This window comes from Aliiglaciecola lipolytica (genome assembly GCF_018860635.1).
Classification (GTDB): Bacteria; Pseudomonadota; Gammaproteobacteria; order Enterobacterales; family Alteromonadaceae; genus Aliiglaciecola; species Aliiglaciecola lipolytica_A.
In genome coordinates, this window is the sequence record NZ_JAHKPT010000021.1 from 492,678 (window position 1) to 510,001 (window position 17,324).

Genomic DNA, 17,324 nt, shown 5'->3' on the forward strand with positions numbered 1-17,324 from the left:
TCCATGCACTAATTGAATGCTTATGCACCATGATTACCGCTTATTGTTCAAATAAGTAAGTGCAAAGGAAAACTGGGTCGTATTCTCAATCTGTATTTTTAACTGTCGATTATTTTCCTTAGCCCTTTCCCATCAATGGGTATACCTAACAACACCATTTAGCAGAAACATGTTCATTCGCCATTTTTAGCTAATCGGTATAATATTTGCTGACCAATCGGTCAAGTTTTTAAGTGTAATCTCAGTGGAGAAGTATAAATATGTCATTTTTGAAATACGCTAAGCCTGCCATGTTGGTTTTGCTAGCGGCTAACACAGTCGCCTGTGGTAATACCGAAACGGCTAAAACACAAGTTGAGCCTGTCAGTACGCTAAAAGTAGCTCAACAAACCCATGCAATTAAAGCAGTAGTGGTGACCATGTATGAGTCTGGCGATGCAATGGGAGATGACGCGGGGGAGCTTCAACTTTGGTTGGAGCGGGGTGACTTTTCTCAAAAATTAGACTTCCCATTAGGCGAGTACGATTTATACCTCAATAAAGATGGAGTGTTGGTTATTTGTGTTGGTGGTGGCATTCCTAATGCGACGGCGTCGATTATGGCACTGGGTTTAGATCCTCGCTTTGACCTGAGTAAAGCCTATTGGGTAGTTGCAGGTATCGCCGGTGGTGATCCACAAGACTTGTCATTGGGTTCAGCTGCATGGGCTAAGCATGTTGTCGATGGCGATCTTATATATCAAATAGATGCCCGAGAAATACCTGAATCATGGCCATATGGGATTATTCCATTGGGTGCCACCGAGCCTGCCCAAGAGCCAGAAGACATTTCTACCGGATGGACACTAGATACAGTTTCTTTCGAGCTAAACAGTCAGTTAGCCGATTGGGCTTACACTCAAACCAAAGACATTGAATTGGCCGATAGTGAAGGGATTAAAGAGTTTAGAGCGCTATTTAAAACCATGCCGAACGCGCAGAAGCCACCTTTTGTGACCATAGGTGACACATTAAGTGCAAGCAAATACTGGCATGGTAAGCACCTAAATGAGTGGGCCAACGATTGGTTGAAGTTATACGGTGGTGATGATGCAAACTTTATGACCAGTAATATGGAAGACTCAGGCACCTTAACCTCACTTTTACGCTTGGCTCGGATTGGTAAAGTTGATCCGCAAAGAGTGATGGTGTTAAGAACGGTGAGTAATTACACCATGGCGCCTGCCGACAAGTTAACCAGTTGGAGTGTCACTGCGCCGTATCCTGATGGTGGTTATCCTGCTAAAGATGCGGCTTATGTAGTGGGGAATACAGTTGTTCAGGAAATTGTGAAAAACTGGAGTACTTATGAGAATACGTTACCTTACCAAGTGAAATAACAGGCATTAATTTGGTTTTGTTCAACTAGCAGGTTAAATTAACCTGCTAAAAACCAATCAATCTTAAAATAAACCATTCCCTTTTGGAGCCATTACAATGAAATTGGTGTGTTTACTCTCTATCTTTTGTATGAGCCTTGTGTGTAATACCTTTGCCGCAACCTTTGATAAAGAGTTTGAAGCTTTTAAAAAAACGGCCTCGGCTGATGAGCTTTATCGGTTTTTATATGCGATGCCCAAAGGGGGCGACTTACACAATCATTCCACGGGTTCGAATCTGTCAAAATGGTGGTTTGATGAAGCCATAAAACAGCAGCAAAACGGTTATATTTACTATACGAAAGTGAAAATAAACAATTGCAAAGCCTATGCAGCAGGGCAAAATTCAAGCCCACCTTATTTAATGCTGTTTGTGAATATTCAGGAGTTTGAATACAAAAAACTCGATAGCTGTGAACAATCTGAATATAAACGCTTGCAAGATCTTAACCCAGAACAAAAACAAGCTTGGATGAATAGCATTCGTTTAGATAAACCCACTGAGGGACGTGATGAGTTTTTTGAAACCCATTGGGCGCGACTTAATTCGTTGATGTTCAACCCCTATATGCAAGCCAATTTAATTGTCAAAAACATGCAAGCCTTTGGCGCTGAAGGTTTATCTTATTTAGAAACCGATGCTGGCGTTCGTGGTTTTGTTCATCCTGATGGTAGCGCGTTTGAAGATGAGCAGGTTTATCAGATGTACCTTAAACGCTTTGCGCAAAAAGATGCCATTGACAGTGGGGTGACTGTTCGTCTGCAATACGCGTTATTGCGGTTTTCTTCGCAGGCCTTAGACGGACTAGAGTGGATGTATAAGTTTGTGTCTGAACATCCAGAGCTTTATGTCGCCGTTGATATGGTTGGCCGTGAAGACAACGACAAAGGCCATCCGTTGCGCTTTTTACCCACGTTACAGAAACTCAGACATCAGTATCACGGCGTTAACTTATCCATTCATGCTGGTGAAACTGATGAGCCTAATCAGCATATTCGCGATACCCTGTTACTAGGTGCCACTCGCATCGGTCATGGATTTAATTTAATCGACGATGCCGATACCTTATTGTTGATGCGCTACAACCAATACCTGATTGAAATTAACCTCATCAGTAATCTTTTATTGGAATATGTAGATGATTATTCACAGCATCCGTTTCCTGAATATTTACGCTTAGGAGTGCCGGTAGCATTATCCACGGATGACCGAGGCATGTGGGACTCAAACATGACCGATGAGTATTATACTGCGGTGACAAACTTTAATATGTCGTGGTCGGAATTAGTCAAAACAGGTGCAAACTCTCTGGCATTTTCGTTTGTCGACGAGCAAACGAAACAACAACTTTTAGACGATTACTACCAACGTATCGCTAAGTTTGAAAAAGCCTTCAAAGCCAAAAAGATGGCCGCGCTTAGTCAGGTAAAACCGGTTAGTTATTCCTACGCGTGTAAGGTATTTAAAGTCTGCGGTTCTTCATCTTAAAAGCACGGCTACATCTTATACGCGCAGCTTAGCCTAAGCTTAATCGAGCCGCAGTTTTCATTCTTAGATTTCCCGCGGCTGGGGCTGGTATCTTATAACCTAAACAATCCTCTGAACTCGACACTCTGGCGGCGCGATACCGTGACCTTAGTACCGTTTTTTAAGGTTAATTCTAAACTCTCATTCAGCAGTGGTGAAACCTGATCAATTTCGTTTAGATTTACCAACTGCTGCCGATTTGCTCTGAAGAATAAACCAGGTTGCAAGCGCGCTTGAATTTTACTCAGGGCTTTGTAAATCATCGGTCTATTGCGGTCAAAGTAAAGACGGCTATAGTTGCCCACAGATTCAATTAGATGCACATCCGCTATTTTCACTAACCAGCATTGTTCGCCATCTTTTACAAAAAACTGGCTATCAGCTGTAAGCAAGTCCGCTTTATCGGAGGACGGGCTATGGGGGCGGAGTTTATCCCTTACTTTTTCCAACGCTTGGTTGAGACGTTGTGCAGTGACCGGCTTCAAAATATAGTCTAAGGCGTTAAAGTCAAATGACTTAATGGCATATTGATCATAAGCCGTGGTGAAGATTACTTGGGGAACAGAGTCTAGTTCGGTGAGCAGATCGAAGCCGTTTTTTTCTGGCATATTAATATCCAGCAATATCAAATCTGGATTGGTCTCATCAATCAGATCAAGAGCCTCGTCAACATCTTGGGCTTCGCCCACCACCTCTACATCATTAACCTGTTCTAACAAGTTAATTAGCTCTAATCGTGCTAGTCGCGAATCATCAACTATTACTGCGCGTATCATCGCTGGTACTCCATGGAAGTAGTATATTGACCACAACCTGTTCATCTTGTTCGGTCATGGTAATAGTCGCGTTGTCGGCATAAAGCAGAGCCAAACGCTGTTGGATATTGTTTAAACCCATACCCGTGCTGTCTTGCGCACTTTTTTGGATCTTACCGCTGTTGCGTACTTGCAAAAATAAACTGTGTTCTTGGCGTTTTGCCACTAGACAGAGTTGGCCACCTTGCTTTTTGTTAGCAATGCCGTACTTAATCGCATTTTCAACTAACAATTGCAGCATCATGCGAGGAATAAATGCCTCTCGGGTATCCCTTTGAATATCGAACTCGGTTTGCAAACGGCCTTCAAGTTGAATGTCCATTAAGGCTAAATAGTCTTCAATCATGGTTAATTCGTCGGCCAAGGTAACCAAGTGATTGTTATTGGAATTGAGTGTGTAGCGATACATATCAGCTAAGTGACTTAGCATGTCTCTGGCTCTGTTGGCATCTTCCAAAATCAGGGCGCGAATATTGTTAATGGTGTTGAACATGAAGTGGGGGTTTAGTTGGTTAATTAACGCCTCTAAACTGACTTGTTTGAGGGTATCATCGAGTTGTTGTTTCTCTGCCTTGATTTGTTCAAATCTATGATAGCGCTTAATGGCAAAGTAAAGTGCTGACCAAATCAACATCACTAAACTCAAGTTAATGATATTTGAGACAAATTGCATCAAGGTGAACAGCGTAGGGGTGTTATACAATGCCTCAGCAAAGGGTTCAAAAATGATAAACACGAGTAAGGTAATGCATATGCCCGCGATGATACTAGCGCCAAACGCAGTTAAGGTTAACATCGGTGGTGGCAACGATAGTACTTTAGACAAGTGATAAAAACGTCGTAAGACCGATGAAACGAACAAACCAACAAGCACTAATACGCTAGTGGAGATGAACTCTGCCCAAGAACCGCCTTGCAACAAGGCTCGGCTAAAAAAGTTGATTGCGCCAAACAGCAACCAACCTATTAATTGAAGTAATATAAACGAACGTGACATCATATTAAATTCTAGCGTTAATCCATTCAGCCATTAAAACAAGCACATGGGTATCCATAGTTTGTTCGATACTAGCATACTCGTTAGGTAATCCTGTGTCTGCATTTTGAAATAAGTGATTTAGATTGGGCAGCGATTTAATCGTGAAATCTGCATGATTGTTCGCTGTTAATAGGGTGTTTAGCGCTGCTAAATTGGTCTGAGCTGCTACTTGCAAATCTTTAGCGCCGTTGATGGCTAGAATAGGGCAGCTAACCTTATCTAAATATTGTTTAGGTTGGTAGCCTAGAAAAAAGCGCATCCACGGTGAACCAAGTTGCTGAGCTTTGCCCGTTGCAGCGGCTTCAGTTGCACCTTTTTGAATGAAATAGTCATGAATCTCCTCGCTGCTCATGCCGTTAACAATGCGTTTATAAAGCTGTGTATCTTGTTGACGTTGTGCTTTTAGGGCAGCTTCTTCCACGCCCATTAACTTTTGGATATCAAACGATTGTTGGGTGACTAAACTCACGCCATCAACCCCTAAGCCAGCCATCATCACCACAAAGGCAATGTCTTGGTTTTTACTGGCAAGCATGGGCGCAATCATTCCACCTTCACTGTGACCAATAAGGCCGATTTTATGTTGTTTTATATCAGAGCGCGCAGCTAAAAATTCAAATGCGGCTTGCACATCTTCGACGAAATCTTCGCTGGTGGCGGTGGCAAAATCACCACCAGACTGGGCGGCTCCTCGGTCATCAAAGCGTAAAACTGCCAAGCCTTGAGTGGTTAAATAGTCTGCAATTACTGCAAAGGGCTTGTGTCCAAACAGCGTTTCATCACGGTCTTGTGGACCTGATCCTGAAATTAAAATGACTGCGGCAAAATCGCCTTCACCTTTAGGTTTAGTCAAGGTACCGGCCAAGTTGATATTTGCTTTGCTATTCTTAAATACAACGTCCTCAATCACATAATCAAAGGGAGCCTCTGGGGTTTGTGGACGCTCTGGCGCTTTTACTATTTCAATGCTGCGGTTGAGCACCAGTGGCAGTTTTGCACTACCTTGAGTAAAGGTGCCGGTTATGGTGTCTGGATTGCTGAAGCTTCCTGTAAAGCGCATGCCAATCGCATTTACTTTAAAGCTGACTTCTGGCAGCGCTACTACCACTTCGTTGATGGGGATGCCAGTTGCACCTTGTGCTGGGCTATCTAAGGTTGCGGTGATTTGGTCACTTTCTTGAGAAAAATGCACGATCATCGGCAAACTGGTGTTTTCATTCACCTTTAACTCACCTTGCCAACTGCCAATCACATTTGCCAAAGCGCTAAACGCGGGTAGCAAGCCCCAAAAAATAATGATGAAAGAGATTAACGGTTTTGTTTTGAACATTTTTTATTTCCTCTAGTTAGTTAGTGACACAAAGCTTAACTATCTGGATTGCTCATTTGTGGATTATATGACTAACGGTAAATGGCGAGGATGACTGGTAAAAAAGCATGTTTAGCAAATCTAATATGCTTTCAGAGTATATTAACCACTAACGGGTTTGCTATGATACAGGTTATCAAGATGCTGATATCTTTTTCATGCATTCAATATGGACTTATCAAAGTACAAGGATTAAGAGTGACTTTAAGGAAGATAGCAGTAGATGCAAACCGGTAATTTATCATCGCAAGTTGATGAACTGAGTATTAAACAAAAAGGCCTACATTTTTTACAAAACTCAGCTGGCGCGAGAGCCGCTTTACTGCTGATTAGTTGGGTTTTGGTTTGGTTCAGTGGCGCTTTGGTTGAATTTTCTCACCATGCCAGTGTTTGGTTTCCGCCAGCGGGGTTGACCTTTGCTGTGTTTTTTGTGGTGGGCGCTCGTGCTATCCCAATCGTCATGTTGGCGGCGATTTTGGTCACTTTGTTTACTAACAAAGACTACCAAATTGAACTGCAAAGCGTCGAAGCCATAGAAGGGGGCGTGCTGTTTGGCGTTGCCCATATCCTTCCATATTATGCCGCTAGTCAATTATTGCGTTGGTTAACGCAAACAAAGCAACTTACCTTACCACTATCTATTATCAGCTTTTTGCTAATTGCTGCGGTTGCATCATTAATCGCGACTTTTTTAGTTTTAAATTCGCTGGTCTTCTCCGATATGATGCAATTGCAAGAGATTATGTCTACTTGGTTACCGTTTTGGATAGGGGATATGGCTGGTATTGTTGTGCTCAGCCCATTATTTTTTAGCATCATGCATGTTATTTATCCGAAAAAATTCTTTTTGTTACTTGAGCATATTGAAGGCCAGTTAAGCACCTCAACCCCGCAGTATAAGTACAAGTTGTTGGTTTCAATAGCATTAATTGTAATAGCTATGTTGCTGGCCAAATTCACTCAATCTATGGATAGCTCGTTTGCAATCTTCTTCTTGGTCATACCGCATATGTGGATTGCCTGCACTGAAAATGCCTTTTTCAATATTTTGAGTTTGGCCGTGAGTAGTTTGCTGGTGGTATTTTTAGTCGATGCGTTAGAGCTGATGGAGTTTGTTATGGTCTATCAATATGCGATTAACGTGGTAGCGACTAATGCGATGTTTGCCATTGCTGTGCCTGCATTAACTGCACACAATCACCAACTTAAAAGCAAAGTTTTTACCGATAATTTGACCCAAACGGCATCCAGAGAATACCTAATACAGCGCGCTATTTCTGAATTACGTCATGCTCAATGGGAAAACAAAGATTTATGTTTGTTGGTTTATGATATTGATCACTTTAAAAAGATAAACGACTCCCACGGCCATAATGCGGGAGACAAGGCTTTAAAAATACTCAGTGAAAGCGTTAAACAATTATTACGTCCAAATGACTTATTGGGGCGCTTTGGTGGCGATGAATTTATTGTTCTGCTGCCTGATACCAATCAGCAAACGGCAATGATGGTTGGAAATCGTTTATTGGCGCATATCAATGGTATGCAATTGAATGATGGTGAACCTCTTTCTATCAGCATCGGGATAACCGAAATGCAAGCTGATGATGATTTTGAAAGCCTCTTCAAACGTGCAGATAGTGCTTTGTATGAGGCCAAACGTTCTGGAAGAAATTGTATTTATCAACATTAGCCAAAGCCCGGTTGAGTTCAGTTTATTCAACTGCACACCGCTGCTTTACTTAAGTCGTACATAAACCTCTGCTTAATTTAGATGACGCTTTGTTGCTATTTATCAAAAGCGCTTCAAAAAGTCAGTGAATAACCTTGTAACTTGATCCATTGACGAGTTAAGTCGGTGGTCTCCAGTAATCAAATGTAATTCACAACCAGATTGGGCAGCGTATTTTTCTGAGTGTTGATAGGGTATCACCTCATCTTCTTTACCATGCACGATGCAAATCGGTTGCTTGCCTGATGAGTAACTTTGTTTGTCATAACCTGGCATGAATAGGGCAGGTGCTAATAAGAATACACCTGCGCATGGATGACGCTCGCAGGCTACCAATGAAACATAGCCGCCCATTGATGAACCCACCAGTAATACGGGCTCAGTAACCTCGGCTAAACGCCCAATTAACTTTTCTACCCGTGCATCTGGATTGGCAATGGCTGAATAATCGAGGCTATCTACCTGATGACCATGGTGTTGCGCAATCTTTGCCAAGGTAGTTATTTTAGAGCCCCAAGGACCACTTTCTTTTCCGTGAGAGAAAATCACCTGCATAATTTTTCCATTAGTAAATTGTCATTTTATTGTTTAAGGCAGTGTATCAAATTGCCCGTGGTTTGCTGTTGAATACAAATGATTTTTTAGCTGATTTATAAAGTACTTGGAGCAACAACGATGTGCGAAAAATGAGTGAAAGTAGACTCATTGAAAAAATATAAATCTTTTATCTTTCATAAATCTGTCATTAATCCTGTTGTTTTATGAAGCTTTTATCACATTTTTTTTATGTAATAGAACTGTCTTTTTTATCTGCTAGTTTTTTTCTGCACTATTTATTCCTCAAAAAATATTCACGTGAAATGCAATATTTCTCGGGTTTTTTGTGCTGATTTTTAGTGGTTTGTCTTGACTTTCTCAAAGTTAAAAAAGTACCGATTAGGCGCGTTTTACTTTGTGTGGAATTGAAAAATCAACTCATATTTGATGGGAAAATTATAATGAAAACTAAGTTTGCGAACGCTCGTTCGTTAGGTTTGCTGTGTCTTGTTGCCACACTTGCTGCCTGTGACGACGATAAAATTGTAGAAATTGAAGTGCCTGTAGAAGTACCAGTTGAAATACCTGTGATGGTTAACGCAGAGCATGCAATGTTAACCGACCCATTCTTACAATTACCTACTGAGAGTTCCGTCAGCGTGGTGTGGTTTACCAATTTCGAAGGTACTGAGCATACTTTGCAATACGGTGAAACAACCACCACTAATGTTGTTACAACCTCATTAACTCGTATGATGGAAGATGCGTCATCTCAACAATTTGGTAAAACCTATGATGCAGTGAGTTATCGCTCTGTGTTTCGTCACGAGGCGGTGGCAGAGGGCTTAACGCAAGGTGAGCGTGTAGAATATTCAGTTTCCAGTAAAGATGAAGATGGGTTTGTATTTGCCAGCGATACTTTCACTTTAGCGCCAGCTCCTGCTAAAAATGCTCCTTTGAAGATATTACTTACATCAGATTTACAGTCGAAAAAGAATGTTGTCGCTAACTATCAAAAAGTAGTCGAAACCGTCGGTGTCCCTGATGCAGTATTGTTTGCTGGTGACTTTGTTAATGTACCGGATCGTGCATCTGAATGGTTTGATCAGGCAAAAGATAATGCGCCAGGTTTTTTCCCTGCACTACAAGGACATTATCAAAAGTATCTACCGGGATTCCCATACAATGGTGGAGAAATACTGCAACATTCACCTCTATTTGGGACCATTGGTAATCATGAAGTGATGGGGCGTTATCGTCCTACTGAAGATGATTACTCCCTTAATGGTGGCTTTAATGATCCGCAACCAGCTTGGTATGCGGAAGCCGCTTATGAGCAAGTAAAAGCCGACGTAAACCCGACTGATGATGCTCAGATTAAAGCCCAATGGATTGCTGATCAATCACATAATCAAAACAGCTTCTTAGATATTTTCTCTTTCCCTGATGATGGCCAAGGTGGTGAAGAATATTATGCAACTGTATTTGGTGATGTGTTTATTATTTCAATGAACGTGTCGAGAATCTGGCGTTCGTGGAGTGTCTCTGGTGCTAGCAAGTCTAAATTTGTGGAAAGCTTAAGCACCTTAGAAGATCCTTCACAATGGGGATTTGGTGAGTTTTTGTTTGAACGTTTTGACAAAGATTCCGAGCAGTACGCATGGTTAGAATCGGTTATGCAAACTGATGCTTTCAAAAATGCTAAATATAAAGTGGTAATGGCCCACCAAGGGGTATTTGGCTTAGGTGATAATACCGTGCCGGTGTTGTCACAACCAGTTATGCAACTTGTTGAAACGGATGCGCAAGGACTTGAAACTATCACTGAGTTCACCTTTCCGTTGAGCACTGAGACCTGGACCAATGACGTTGAACCAATGCTCAGTAATATCACTGAAGTGCGTTATCAATATCCGTTAGCTCAAGACGTATGGCTCAACGATATTGAACCACTACTGTTGGAAAATGGGGTGGATTTAGTACACATAGGACACTCACATTTGTGGAATCGAGCGCAAGTGGAAGACCTCCATTATTTAGAAAGCTCAAACGTAGGCAATTCTTATGGTGCTTATTATGTTGATAGCAGCGGTGTGTATACCAAAGACGTGCGCTCTAGTTATGCCGATTTTTGGGCCGATGTAAATTCGGAAAATCCACGCTGGGCAATTGAAGATTATCCACCAAATGGCGATCCACAAGGCCGCGCAATGAGTTTTCCAACGGTGTTTAGCCCGATGAGTTTAGAAAATGACGCTTATCCAAACTTGCCTTTTGTAACCAGTAATACCTTGTCAGTCTTTTCTATCTTAGATACTGGAACGGGCACAGTACAAAGTTATGTGTTTGATCCGACTAATCTTAATTCTGAAGTACAGTTATTCGATGAGTTTTCGATAGAGTAATTGCTGAAATTCTATATTGGCTAATAGTTGCGGCTAATATTCGCGGCTAATAGCGCATAGTGCGCTATTAGCCGATTTTTTAATGGTTTTACCTTTCGCTAAAGTTAACCGTTTGGGTGCTTTAACCTGGTTTGTACTGGCGGTGCAAATTTAGCGAAACGCAATATTCAGCTGTGAGCGTTAGTTTAAATCACGCCGCTAGCGTATTCACTTCATTTATCTGTGGCAACATCTAACTGTTGTATATGCAATTGAATCTCTATCTCCGAATCTGTGGCATCTTTAGAAAAGTAGTGCCCTTGAATAGGATCAATCACTTCGGGACTATGGCTCACCGCGGTGGGAATAAAAAAACTGTTAGCCAATATGCCGTTAGTGGGATCAAATCCCTTCCAGCCAGCCCCCGGTAAATAAACCTCAGCCCAAGCGTGCATAGAACCAACCGCCCGATTGAAAGTATACTCAGCACCATTTTCGGCCGGAGGATCATACAAATAACCACTAACAAATCGAGCGGCTAGGCCAAGTTGACGAACCACAGAGATAAACAAAACGGCCATATCTCGACAGGAGCCTGAGCCTAACGAAAGAGTGTCATTTGGCAGCTGTATGCCTTCTTCATCTCTGCGTATATAACGAATGTCTCGACGAATCGCTTGGTTTATATCCATTAAAAATTGAATAATATCCGGATGTTTCGAAGGCGAGGGAACCGCTTGCTGATACCAATCGAGAACTTGCGATTGGTTCTGTTGTTGCGGATCTAAAATATAGGGAGTGAGCGCTTTTACGTCAGCGCCACGATATTCAAATGGATATTCAAGGGCGTAAGATTCAAGTAAAAAGTCGTAGGGGTTGTCATCATCAATCTCAACATCGATTACCGTCAAAAATTCCAAAATTTCTGACTCTGTCATTCCGAAGTTACATTTGAGTAATGAGTTACCTTCAACATCGCGCACAAAACTTTGTTGTGAAGGGGGAATGGTCTCAACATCAAAACGATGGACACGTCTTAAGTGACCTTCGATTGGACGCAGATATAAACTATGTCCTGAAAAACTAACAGGCCCAGTGTAAGTATGACGGGTTAAATGTTCGATGCGTAATTTCATAAAATTAACAATGCCATGCTTAACTATTCAAGTTAGTTGAGGTTATACGCTATATAGTGGCTATGCAATCAACCTAGCTATATATTAACTTGCGTAACTTAAAATATCGGTTAACATTTTTTCATAAGCCTAGCTTAATTTTAATCGGAGGTAAGACGTTTTATTTATATCGAGTTAAAGTTACTCAACCTTTGAGCTGAAAATGTCATCCCATTCACGATCCAGTTGGGTCTGGGCGGCTTGTATCGATATGGCGCTATACATATTATTTTGTTTGTTAACTATGCCAAATCGAAGCAATTTATTTAACGCATCTTCAATTTCGAAATCTATTTCAAAATCGAATCGGCTGGCAAACCAATCTTCAATCTGCTGATCTAGTTGTTCACTGCTGATAGGCTGTTTAAATGTCAGTAAAAAATAATAGGCTAGTATCGCTTCTTTACATTCTTCTTCTTCCGCAGTATCAATTAGATGGTGAAAAACCCCAGCATTGTTGTCGAGATTTTTAAAATAGAGGTTATCAGCCAGTGCTTTCATAAATTTCAATTTACGATTTTTAAACTTACTCCATTCTTTGAATATAAACCCGCCAATTACCCCAGCTCCTGCGCAAAGAGCGATGAGTTCTTGAGTGCCAATTGTCACTGCTTTATCTGACAGACCAATCCAATAACTGATAATGCCTGCCATCAATAATAAAGACGCGCCTAGTTTTGTCACTAACACCACGGTTCCGCCAACTAACGCAGAGCCGCCGATAATGGCTTTGTCTAAGGTGCGCATGCGCACTTCGCTGTTGGGGAACAGCATTTCTAAATCCGCTTTTGGTACATTTTGGAATAATTTGATGATGGTTGAGTCAGGTTCAAAATTAACCGGTTTCATTTTCTTTGAGGCAAAGTATTCAGCGTTTTTAAACTTTATATAAACTGCTACTTTGTCATAGTTGGTGAAGCTTACCTGCTGTTTCTTCAGACCCCAAAACTTGCTCAGTGTTTCGGTTTTCTGGTATTCGCCACGGCGATAAAATACCACTTCGGCGAAATCTTCAAATTCCACTTCCAGCCTAACTTTAAATAAAGACGCTTCATGCAACGCCTCTTGTAAATCCTGCTCGGTAACCTTTTCAAAGTTTGCGGCATTTAACACCTGAGCAAAGGTTTGCGCGAAAACCTGTTGTTTGTTATCTAAGGAATCTTTAGAGGTTGAATGAACGGGCAGGGTGTCTGAGTTAGGATCAAAGGGGGCGTAACTATCTTTTAATATTTCAAGAGTCTGATGATATTCAAAATGTAAGGTGCTCACCAGAATATGGCACAAGTCTATGAACGCATTTTTATCCTTTTCATTGAGCTGGCCTTGTTGCAAACAGGCGTTGATAAGATCCGCTTTTCGTAACGGAATAAACCGATCTTTCTTAATACTTTGCTGCATAAAGGTTTATTAGCCTGTTTGGTTGCGTTTATTCAGGTTTTTCGTCTATGCCCACTATGCCCACTATGGCCAACGCCACAGCTTCGGCTACGCGAATACCATCAATTCCGGCCGACCAAATGCCGCCAGCATAACCTGCTCCTTCGCCAGCGGGATACAAACCTGCTACGTTGACACTTTGGTAATCTTTACCGCGTTTAATACAAATCGGTGAAGAGGTGCGGGTTTCAACGCCAGTGAGTAAACCATCCGCTTTGGCAAATCCTTTGATCTGACGATTGAACGCTGGAATGGCTTCGCGAATGGATTCGGTTACGAAATCAGGTACCACTTTGGATAAATCAGTTAGGGTGATACCTGGGGTATATGAAGGTTTTACATCACCTAATTCTGCACTGGCTTTACCTGCTAGGAAGTCTCCAATTAATTGCGCCGGTGCGTGATAGTTTTCACCTCCAACTGCAAAGGCCAGATCTTCTAAACTACGTTGTAATTCGATACCTGCCAAAGGATGACCTGGATAATCTTGTTCTGGGGTAATGCCAACGACTATGGCACTGTTGGCGTTACGTTCGTGGCGAGAATATTGGCTCATGCCATTGGTAACGACTCTTCCTGGTTCTGATGCTGCCGCGACTACCGTGCCGCCTGGACACATACAAAAACTATAGACGGTGCGTCCATTTTTACAGTGGTGGACTAGTTTGTAGTCAGCTGCACCCAAAATAGGGTTGCCGGCATTGTCGCCGAAGCGACATTTGTCGATCATGCTTTGTTCGTGTTCGATTCTAAAGCCTACTGAAAATGGCTTAGCTTCAATATACACGCCTTGCTCATACAGTGCCGTGAAGGTGTCCCTTGCACTGTGACCCACTGCTAATATTACGTGTTTGCAGCTAAGGTAATCCCCATCAGCTAAATGTAAGCCTTTTATTTTATAGCCGTCATTTTGCGGTTCTAAATCGAGTTTTTCTACTCTTGTACTGAAGCGAAATTCACCCCCTAAAGATATGATTTTTTCACGCATTTTTTCGACCATATTGACCAATTTAAAGGTCCCAATATGGGGTTTACTTACGTACATGATTTCTTCAGGTGCGCCTGCAGCGACAAATTCATGTAGCACTTTGCGCCCGTAATGTTTGCGATCCTTTACCTGACTATAAAGTTTGCCATCGGAAAATGTACCAGCACCACCTTCACCAAACTGCACATTTGATTCTGGATTGAGTGGTTTTTTTCGCCAAAAACCAAAGGTGTCTTTGGTCCGTTCTCGAACTTCTTTGCCCCGTTCCAGTATTATCGGCTTAAACCCCATTTGGGCCAAAATTAATGCGGCAAATAAACCACATGGTCCTAGTCCAACCACTACTGGTCGCTCGGTTAATTCATTTGGTGCTTGGGTGACAAATTTATATTGCATGTCAGGCGTGATGCGAACTTGCGGATCCCGCTCAAACTGTTCGAGCAGTTCAGATTGGTTTTTGACTTCCACATCAAGGGTGTAAATGAGCTGAATGTCTCTATTATTGCGAGCGTCATAGCCTCGTTTGAACATATTGAAGGATATTAACTGGCTTGGGGTGATTTTGAGTTTGCTAAGTATTGCTTGCTCAATAGCCTGTTCTTGATGATTTAGGGGTAATTTAATATCCGTCAAACGTAACATAATACACACTCTTTAAACGCCGGACAGCCTTTCTGTCAGGGCGCGATATTTTAAATCAGCTAGTCTGTGATAGATAGCCCTGTTAAATTGTATTTAGGTTGAAAACATCTGGTTATTGTTAACCACAACAAAATTTCAAAGAAACTTGTGTTTTTATCGTGCTTCTTTAAACTTGTCGGCATATTTTCAGCCTAACCAAAATAGCTTTCAATGACCTTTGTAGTGACCGACAATTGCATTAAATGTAAATATACCGACTGTGTTGCCGTATGCCCTGTAGATGCGTTTTTTGAAGGGCCTAATTTTTTGGCGATCGATCCAGTAATTTGCATAGACTGTGCGTTATGTGTCCCAGAGTGTCCGGCAGATGCGATTTTTCAAGATACCGAACTGCCAGCCGATCAACTCCAGTACTTAGCGCTAAATGAACAATTGAGCCAAGAATGGCCGAATATCACTGAACTAAAAGCCCCTCCAGAAGATGCCGACAAATGGAACGGTGTTGTCGAAAAGTTGCCGTTGTTAGAGCGATAGTCATTATTTAGATCTTGTTTTAGCCTTTGAATCCTTTTGCGACTATGTACACTTCGCGAGAGCGTGGGCGAGAGGCATCAGGTTTACGGATCACCACTTTATTAAAAGAACTACGAACGTCTTTCAAATATTCTTCATAGCCAACACCTTGAAACACTTTTGCACAAAAACTGCCGCCAGGCTTTAATACATTGCGGGCCATATCTAGTGCTAACTCGACAAGGTACATTGAGCTGTATTGGTCAGTGGCATTGACACCACTGATGTTCGGCGCCATGTCAGACACCACCACATCAACTTGTTCGTTGTCTAAGGTTGCCACAATTTGATCGTAAACCGCTTCTTCGGTGAAATCACCTTGGATAAAAGTTACATCCAATATCGAATCCATTGGCAAAATATCTGAGGCTATCACTCGGCCTTTTTTACCTACTAGGGGAGCGACTATTTGTGACCAACCACCAGGAGCTGAACCTAGATCCATGACAATACTACCGGGGCGAATTAACTTATCTTTTTCATTAATTTCGATAAGTTTATAACTAGCACGGGAACGATATCCGTCAATTTGTGCTTTTTTTACGTAGGGATCGTTAACGTGTTCGTCCAGCCATTTTTTACTGGTTTTAGAGCGTGCCATAAAGTGAGTCTGCTATTTTTGATGGTTTAAACGGCGCTTATTGTAAGCTGGCACGGCAAATTTGCAAATTACCTAGGCGAAAATAGCGTTTTTAACGGTAATTTATTTGCTTTAACTTGTTTTCCCTGACTTGATTTGAGCAAAGCGTTACAATTATCAACCTTGAGTATTTATTATTTCGTTTAGCCAATCTACAGACTAGGATTTTACATGACCGAACTTGCAGTATTTAACTTGTGCCATGCTGCACCAATTTATAAAGGCAAGTTAATATGAAATTTGATGATGTAAAAAAGCTCCACCAAAAGAAATATCGTTCGCAGTTTGGTTATTACCTTGTGGAAGGTGAACATCTGGTTTTAGAGCTTCAAAAAGCAGAACATGGATTAGATGATATTACCTTGTATGTCACTGAAGAATATCAAGATTGGGGCAAACGATTTACTCATCAATGTGCTTTAGTTGTGTTGAATAAAAAGCAAATGGCACAGCTCAGTGACACCAAAACCCCGCAGGGCATTATTGCTTGTGTGCCATTGCCAAAGGCCGCTAAATTGCAGCAAGCGAACCTGCAGGGTGAACGCTGTATCTATCTTCATGAAGTACAAGATCCCGGTAACTTAGGTACCATTTTACGAACCTTAGCTTGGTTTGGTGGTTTTCGCTTATTGCTCAGTCCCAACAGTGTCGATCCGTTTAACTCCAAAGTGGTAAGGGCCAGTATGGGCGCGATATTTCATGTGCCCATTGAGTTGGAGGTTGAATTGGCTGATCTACAAACACGCTTTAAGCGCTTTGCCTATTTAGATATGCAAGGCAAACAAATTCAAAGTACAGATTTTGTCAATTACCAGTGTTATTTGTTTGGCAACGAAGCGCGTGGCGTTCCTACTAATGCCTTATCGGCCTGTGCTGCCGACGCCTTTACTATTGCTGGAAGTGGAAAAATTGATTCACTTAATTTAGCCAGTGCAGTGAATATTTGCGTGTATCAGTTGTCGAGCTAAGTAATTTTTAGTTATTAGCACGATTAAAGTGATGTTATTCGATACGTGGAAATGCTGCTTTAACCATAGTGATAAGCGA

Annotated in this window: 14 protein-coding genes; 6 read left to right on the forward strand and 8 right to left on the reverse strand. The window is 41.7% G+C overall.

All coding sequences use genetic code 11. From position 1 onward, the window contains the following. Nucleotides 1-260 precede the first annotated feature (260 nt). Together KO530_RS10635 and KO530_RS10640 are read left to right on the forward strand one after the other, a co-directional pair. Complete coding sequence (locus KO530_RS10635) at nt 261-1,379, forward strand: purine-nucleoside phosphorylase (protein ID WP_216048384.1); 1,119 nt, start codon at nt 261-263, stop codon at nt 1,377-1,379. Nucleotides 1,380-1,476: 97 nt separating this feature from the next. Next, on the forward strand, nt 1,477-2,907 hold the full coding sequence (locus KO530_RS10640; RefSeq protein ID WP_216048385.1) for an adenosine deaminase family protein: 1,431 nt from the start codon (nt 1,477-1,479) through the stop codon (nt 2,905-2,907). 92 nt (nt 2,908-2,999) lie between these two features. Here KO530_RS10640 and KO530_RS10645 read toward each other — a convergent pair whose 3' ends face one another. The 3 genes from KO530_RS10645 to KO530_RS10655 are packed head-to-tail and all read right to left on the reverse strand — an operon-like array spanning nt 3,000 to nt 6,130. Continuing rightward, the gene (locus KO530_RS10645; RefSeq protein ID WP_216048386.1) at nt 3,000-3,722 is read right to left on the reverse strand and encodes a LytR/AlgR family response regulator transcription factor; all 723 of its coding nucleotides are present in this window, start codon (nt 3,720-3,722) and stop codon (nt 3,000-3,002) included. Continuing rightward, complete coding sequence (locus KO530_RS10650; RefSeq protein ID WP_216048387.1) at nt 3,700-4,761, reverse strand: sensor histidine kinase; 1,062 nt, start codon at nt 4,759-4,761, stop codon at nt 3,700-3,702. Before KO530_RS10650 ends, KO530_RS10645 begins: the two co-directional genes overlap by 23 nt. Nucleotide 4,762: 1 nt before the next feature. After that, nucleotides 4,763-6,130, reverse strand: coding sequence for an alpha/beta hydrolase family protein (locus tag KO530_RS10655; protein ID WP_216048388.1), 1,368 nt, complete (start codon nt 6,128-6,130; stop codon nt 4,763-4,765). A 262-nt stretch (nt 6,131-6,392) separates the two neighbouring features. On the opposite strand from KO530_RS10655, the gene KO530_RS10660 reads away from it, so the two are divergent. Next, complete coding sequence (locus KO530_RS10660; RefSeq protein WP_216048389.1) at nt 6,393-7,862, forward strand: sensor domain-containing diguanylate cyclase; 1,470 nt, start codon at nt 6,393-6,395, stop codon at nt 7,860-7,862. Nucleotides 7,863-7,964: 102 nt separating this feature from the next. On the opposite strand, the gene KO530_RS10665 is transcribed toward KO530_RS10660, so the two are convergent. After that, nucleotides 7,965-8,456: a YqiA/YcfP family alpha/beta fold hydrolase gene (locus KO530_RS10665; protein ID WP_216048390.1), complete on the reverse strand. Its 492-nt coding sequence runs from the start codon at nt 8,454-8,456 to the stop codon at nt 7,965-7,967. Nucleotides 8,457-8,899: 443 nt separating this feature from the next. On the opposite strand from KO530_RS10665, the gene KO530_RS10670 reads away from it, so the two are divergent. Continuing rightward, nucleotides 8,900-10,843, forward strand: coding sequence for a fibronectin type III domain-containing protein (locus KO530_RS10670; protein WP_216048391.1), 1,944 nt, complete (start codon nt 8,900-8,902; stop codon nt 10,841-10,843). A gap of 212 nt (nt 10,844-11,055) precedes the next feature. On the opposite strand, the gene KO530_RS10675 is transcribed toward KO530_RS10670, so the two are convergent. The 3 genes from KO530_RS10675 to KO530_RS10685 form a co-directional block, all read right to left on the reverse strand. Beyond that, on the reverse strand, nt 11,056-11,958 hold the full coding sequence (locus tag KO530_RS10675) for a transglutaminase family protein (protein WP_216048392.1): 903 nt from the start codon (nt 11,956-11,958) through the stop codon (nt 11,056-11,058). A 180-nt stretch (nt 11,959-12,138) separates the two neighbouring features. Beyond that, nucleotides 12,139-13,383, reverse strand: a complete 1,245-nt coding sequence (locus tag KO530_RS10680; RefSeq protein WP_216048590.1) for a TMEM143 family protein — start codon at nt 13,381-13,383, stop codon at nt 12,139-12,141. 40 nt (nt 13,384-13,423) lie between these two features. Continuing rightward, nucleotides 13,424-15,064, reverse strand: a complete 1,641-nt coding sequence (locus KO530_RS10685) for an NAD(P)/FAD-dependent oxidoreductase (RefSeq protein WP_216048393.1) — start codon at nt 15,062-15,064, stop codon at nt 13,424-13,426. 210 nt (nt 15,065-15,274) lie between these two features. On the opposite strand from KO530_RS10685, the gene fdxA reads away from it, so the two are divergent. Next, nucleotides 15,275-15,598: a ferredoxin FdxA gene (gene fdxA / locus KO530_RS10690; RefSeq protein ID WP_216048394.1), complete on the forward strand. Its 324-nt coding sequence runs from the start codon at nt 15,275-15,277 to the stop codon at nt 15,596-15,598. A gap of 19 nt (nt 15,599-15,617) precedes the next feature. Here the strand turns inward: fdxA and rlmE are convergent, their stop codons facing one another. Continuing rightward, entirely contained in the window at nt 15,618-16,238 is a 621-nt protein-coding gene (gene rlmE, locus KO530_RS10695; RefSeq protein ID WP_216048395.1) for a 23S rRNA (uridine(2552)-2'-O)-methyltransferase RlmE, read from the reverse strand. A gap of 272 nt (nt 16,239-16,510) precedes the next feature. On the opposite strand from rlmE, the gene KO530_RS10700 reads away from it, so the two are divergent. Then, nucleotides 16,511-17,245 (forward strand): TrmH family RNA methyltransferase, encoded by a 735-nt coding sequence (locus KO530_RS10700; RefSeq protein ID WP_216048396.1) that lies wholly within the window; start codon nt 16,511-16,513, stop codon nt 17,243-17,245. Nucleotides 17,246-17,324 lie beyond the last annotated feature (79 nt).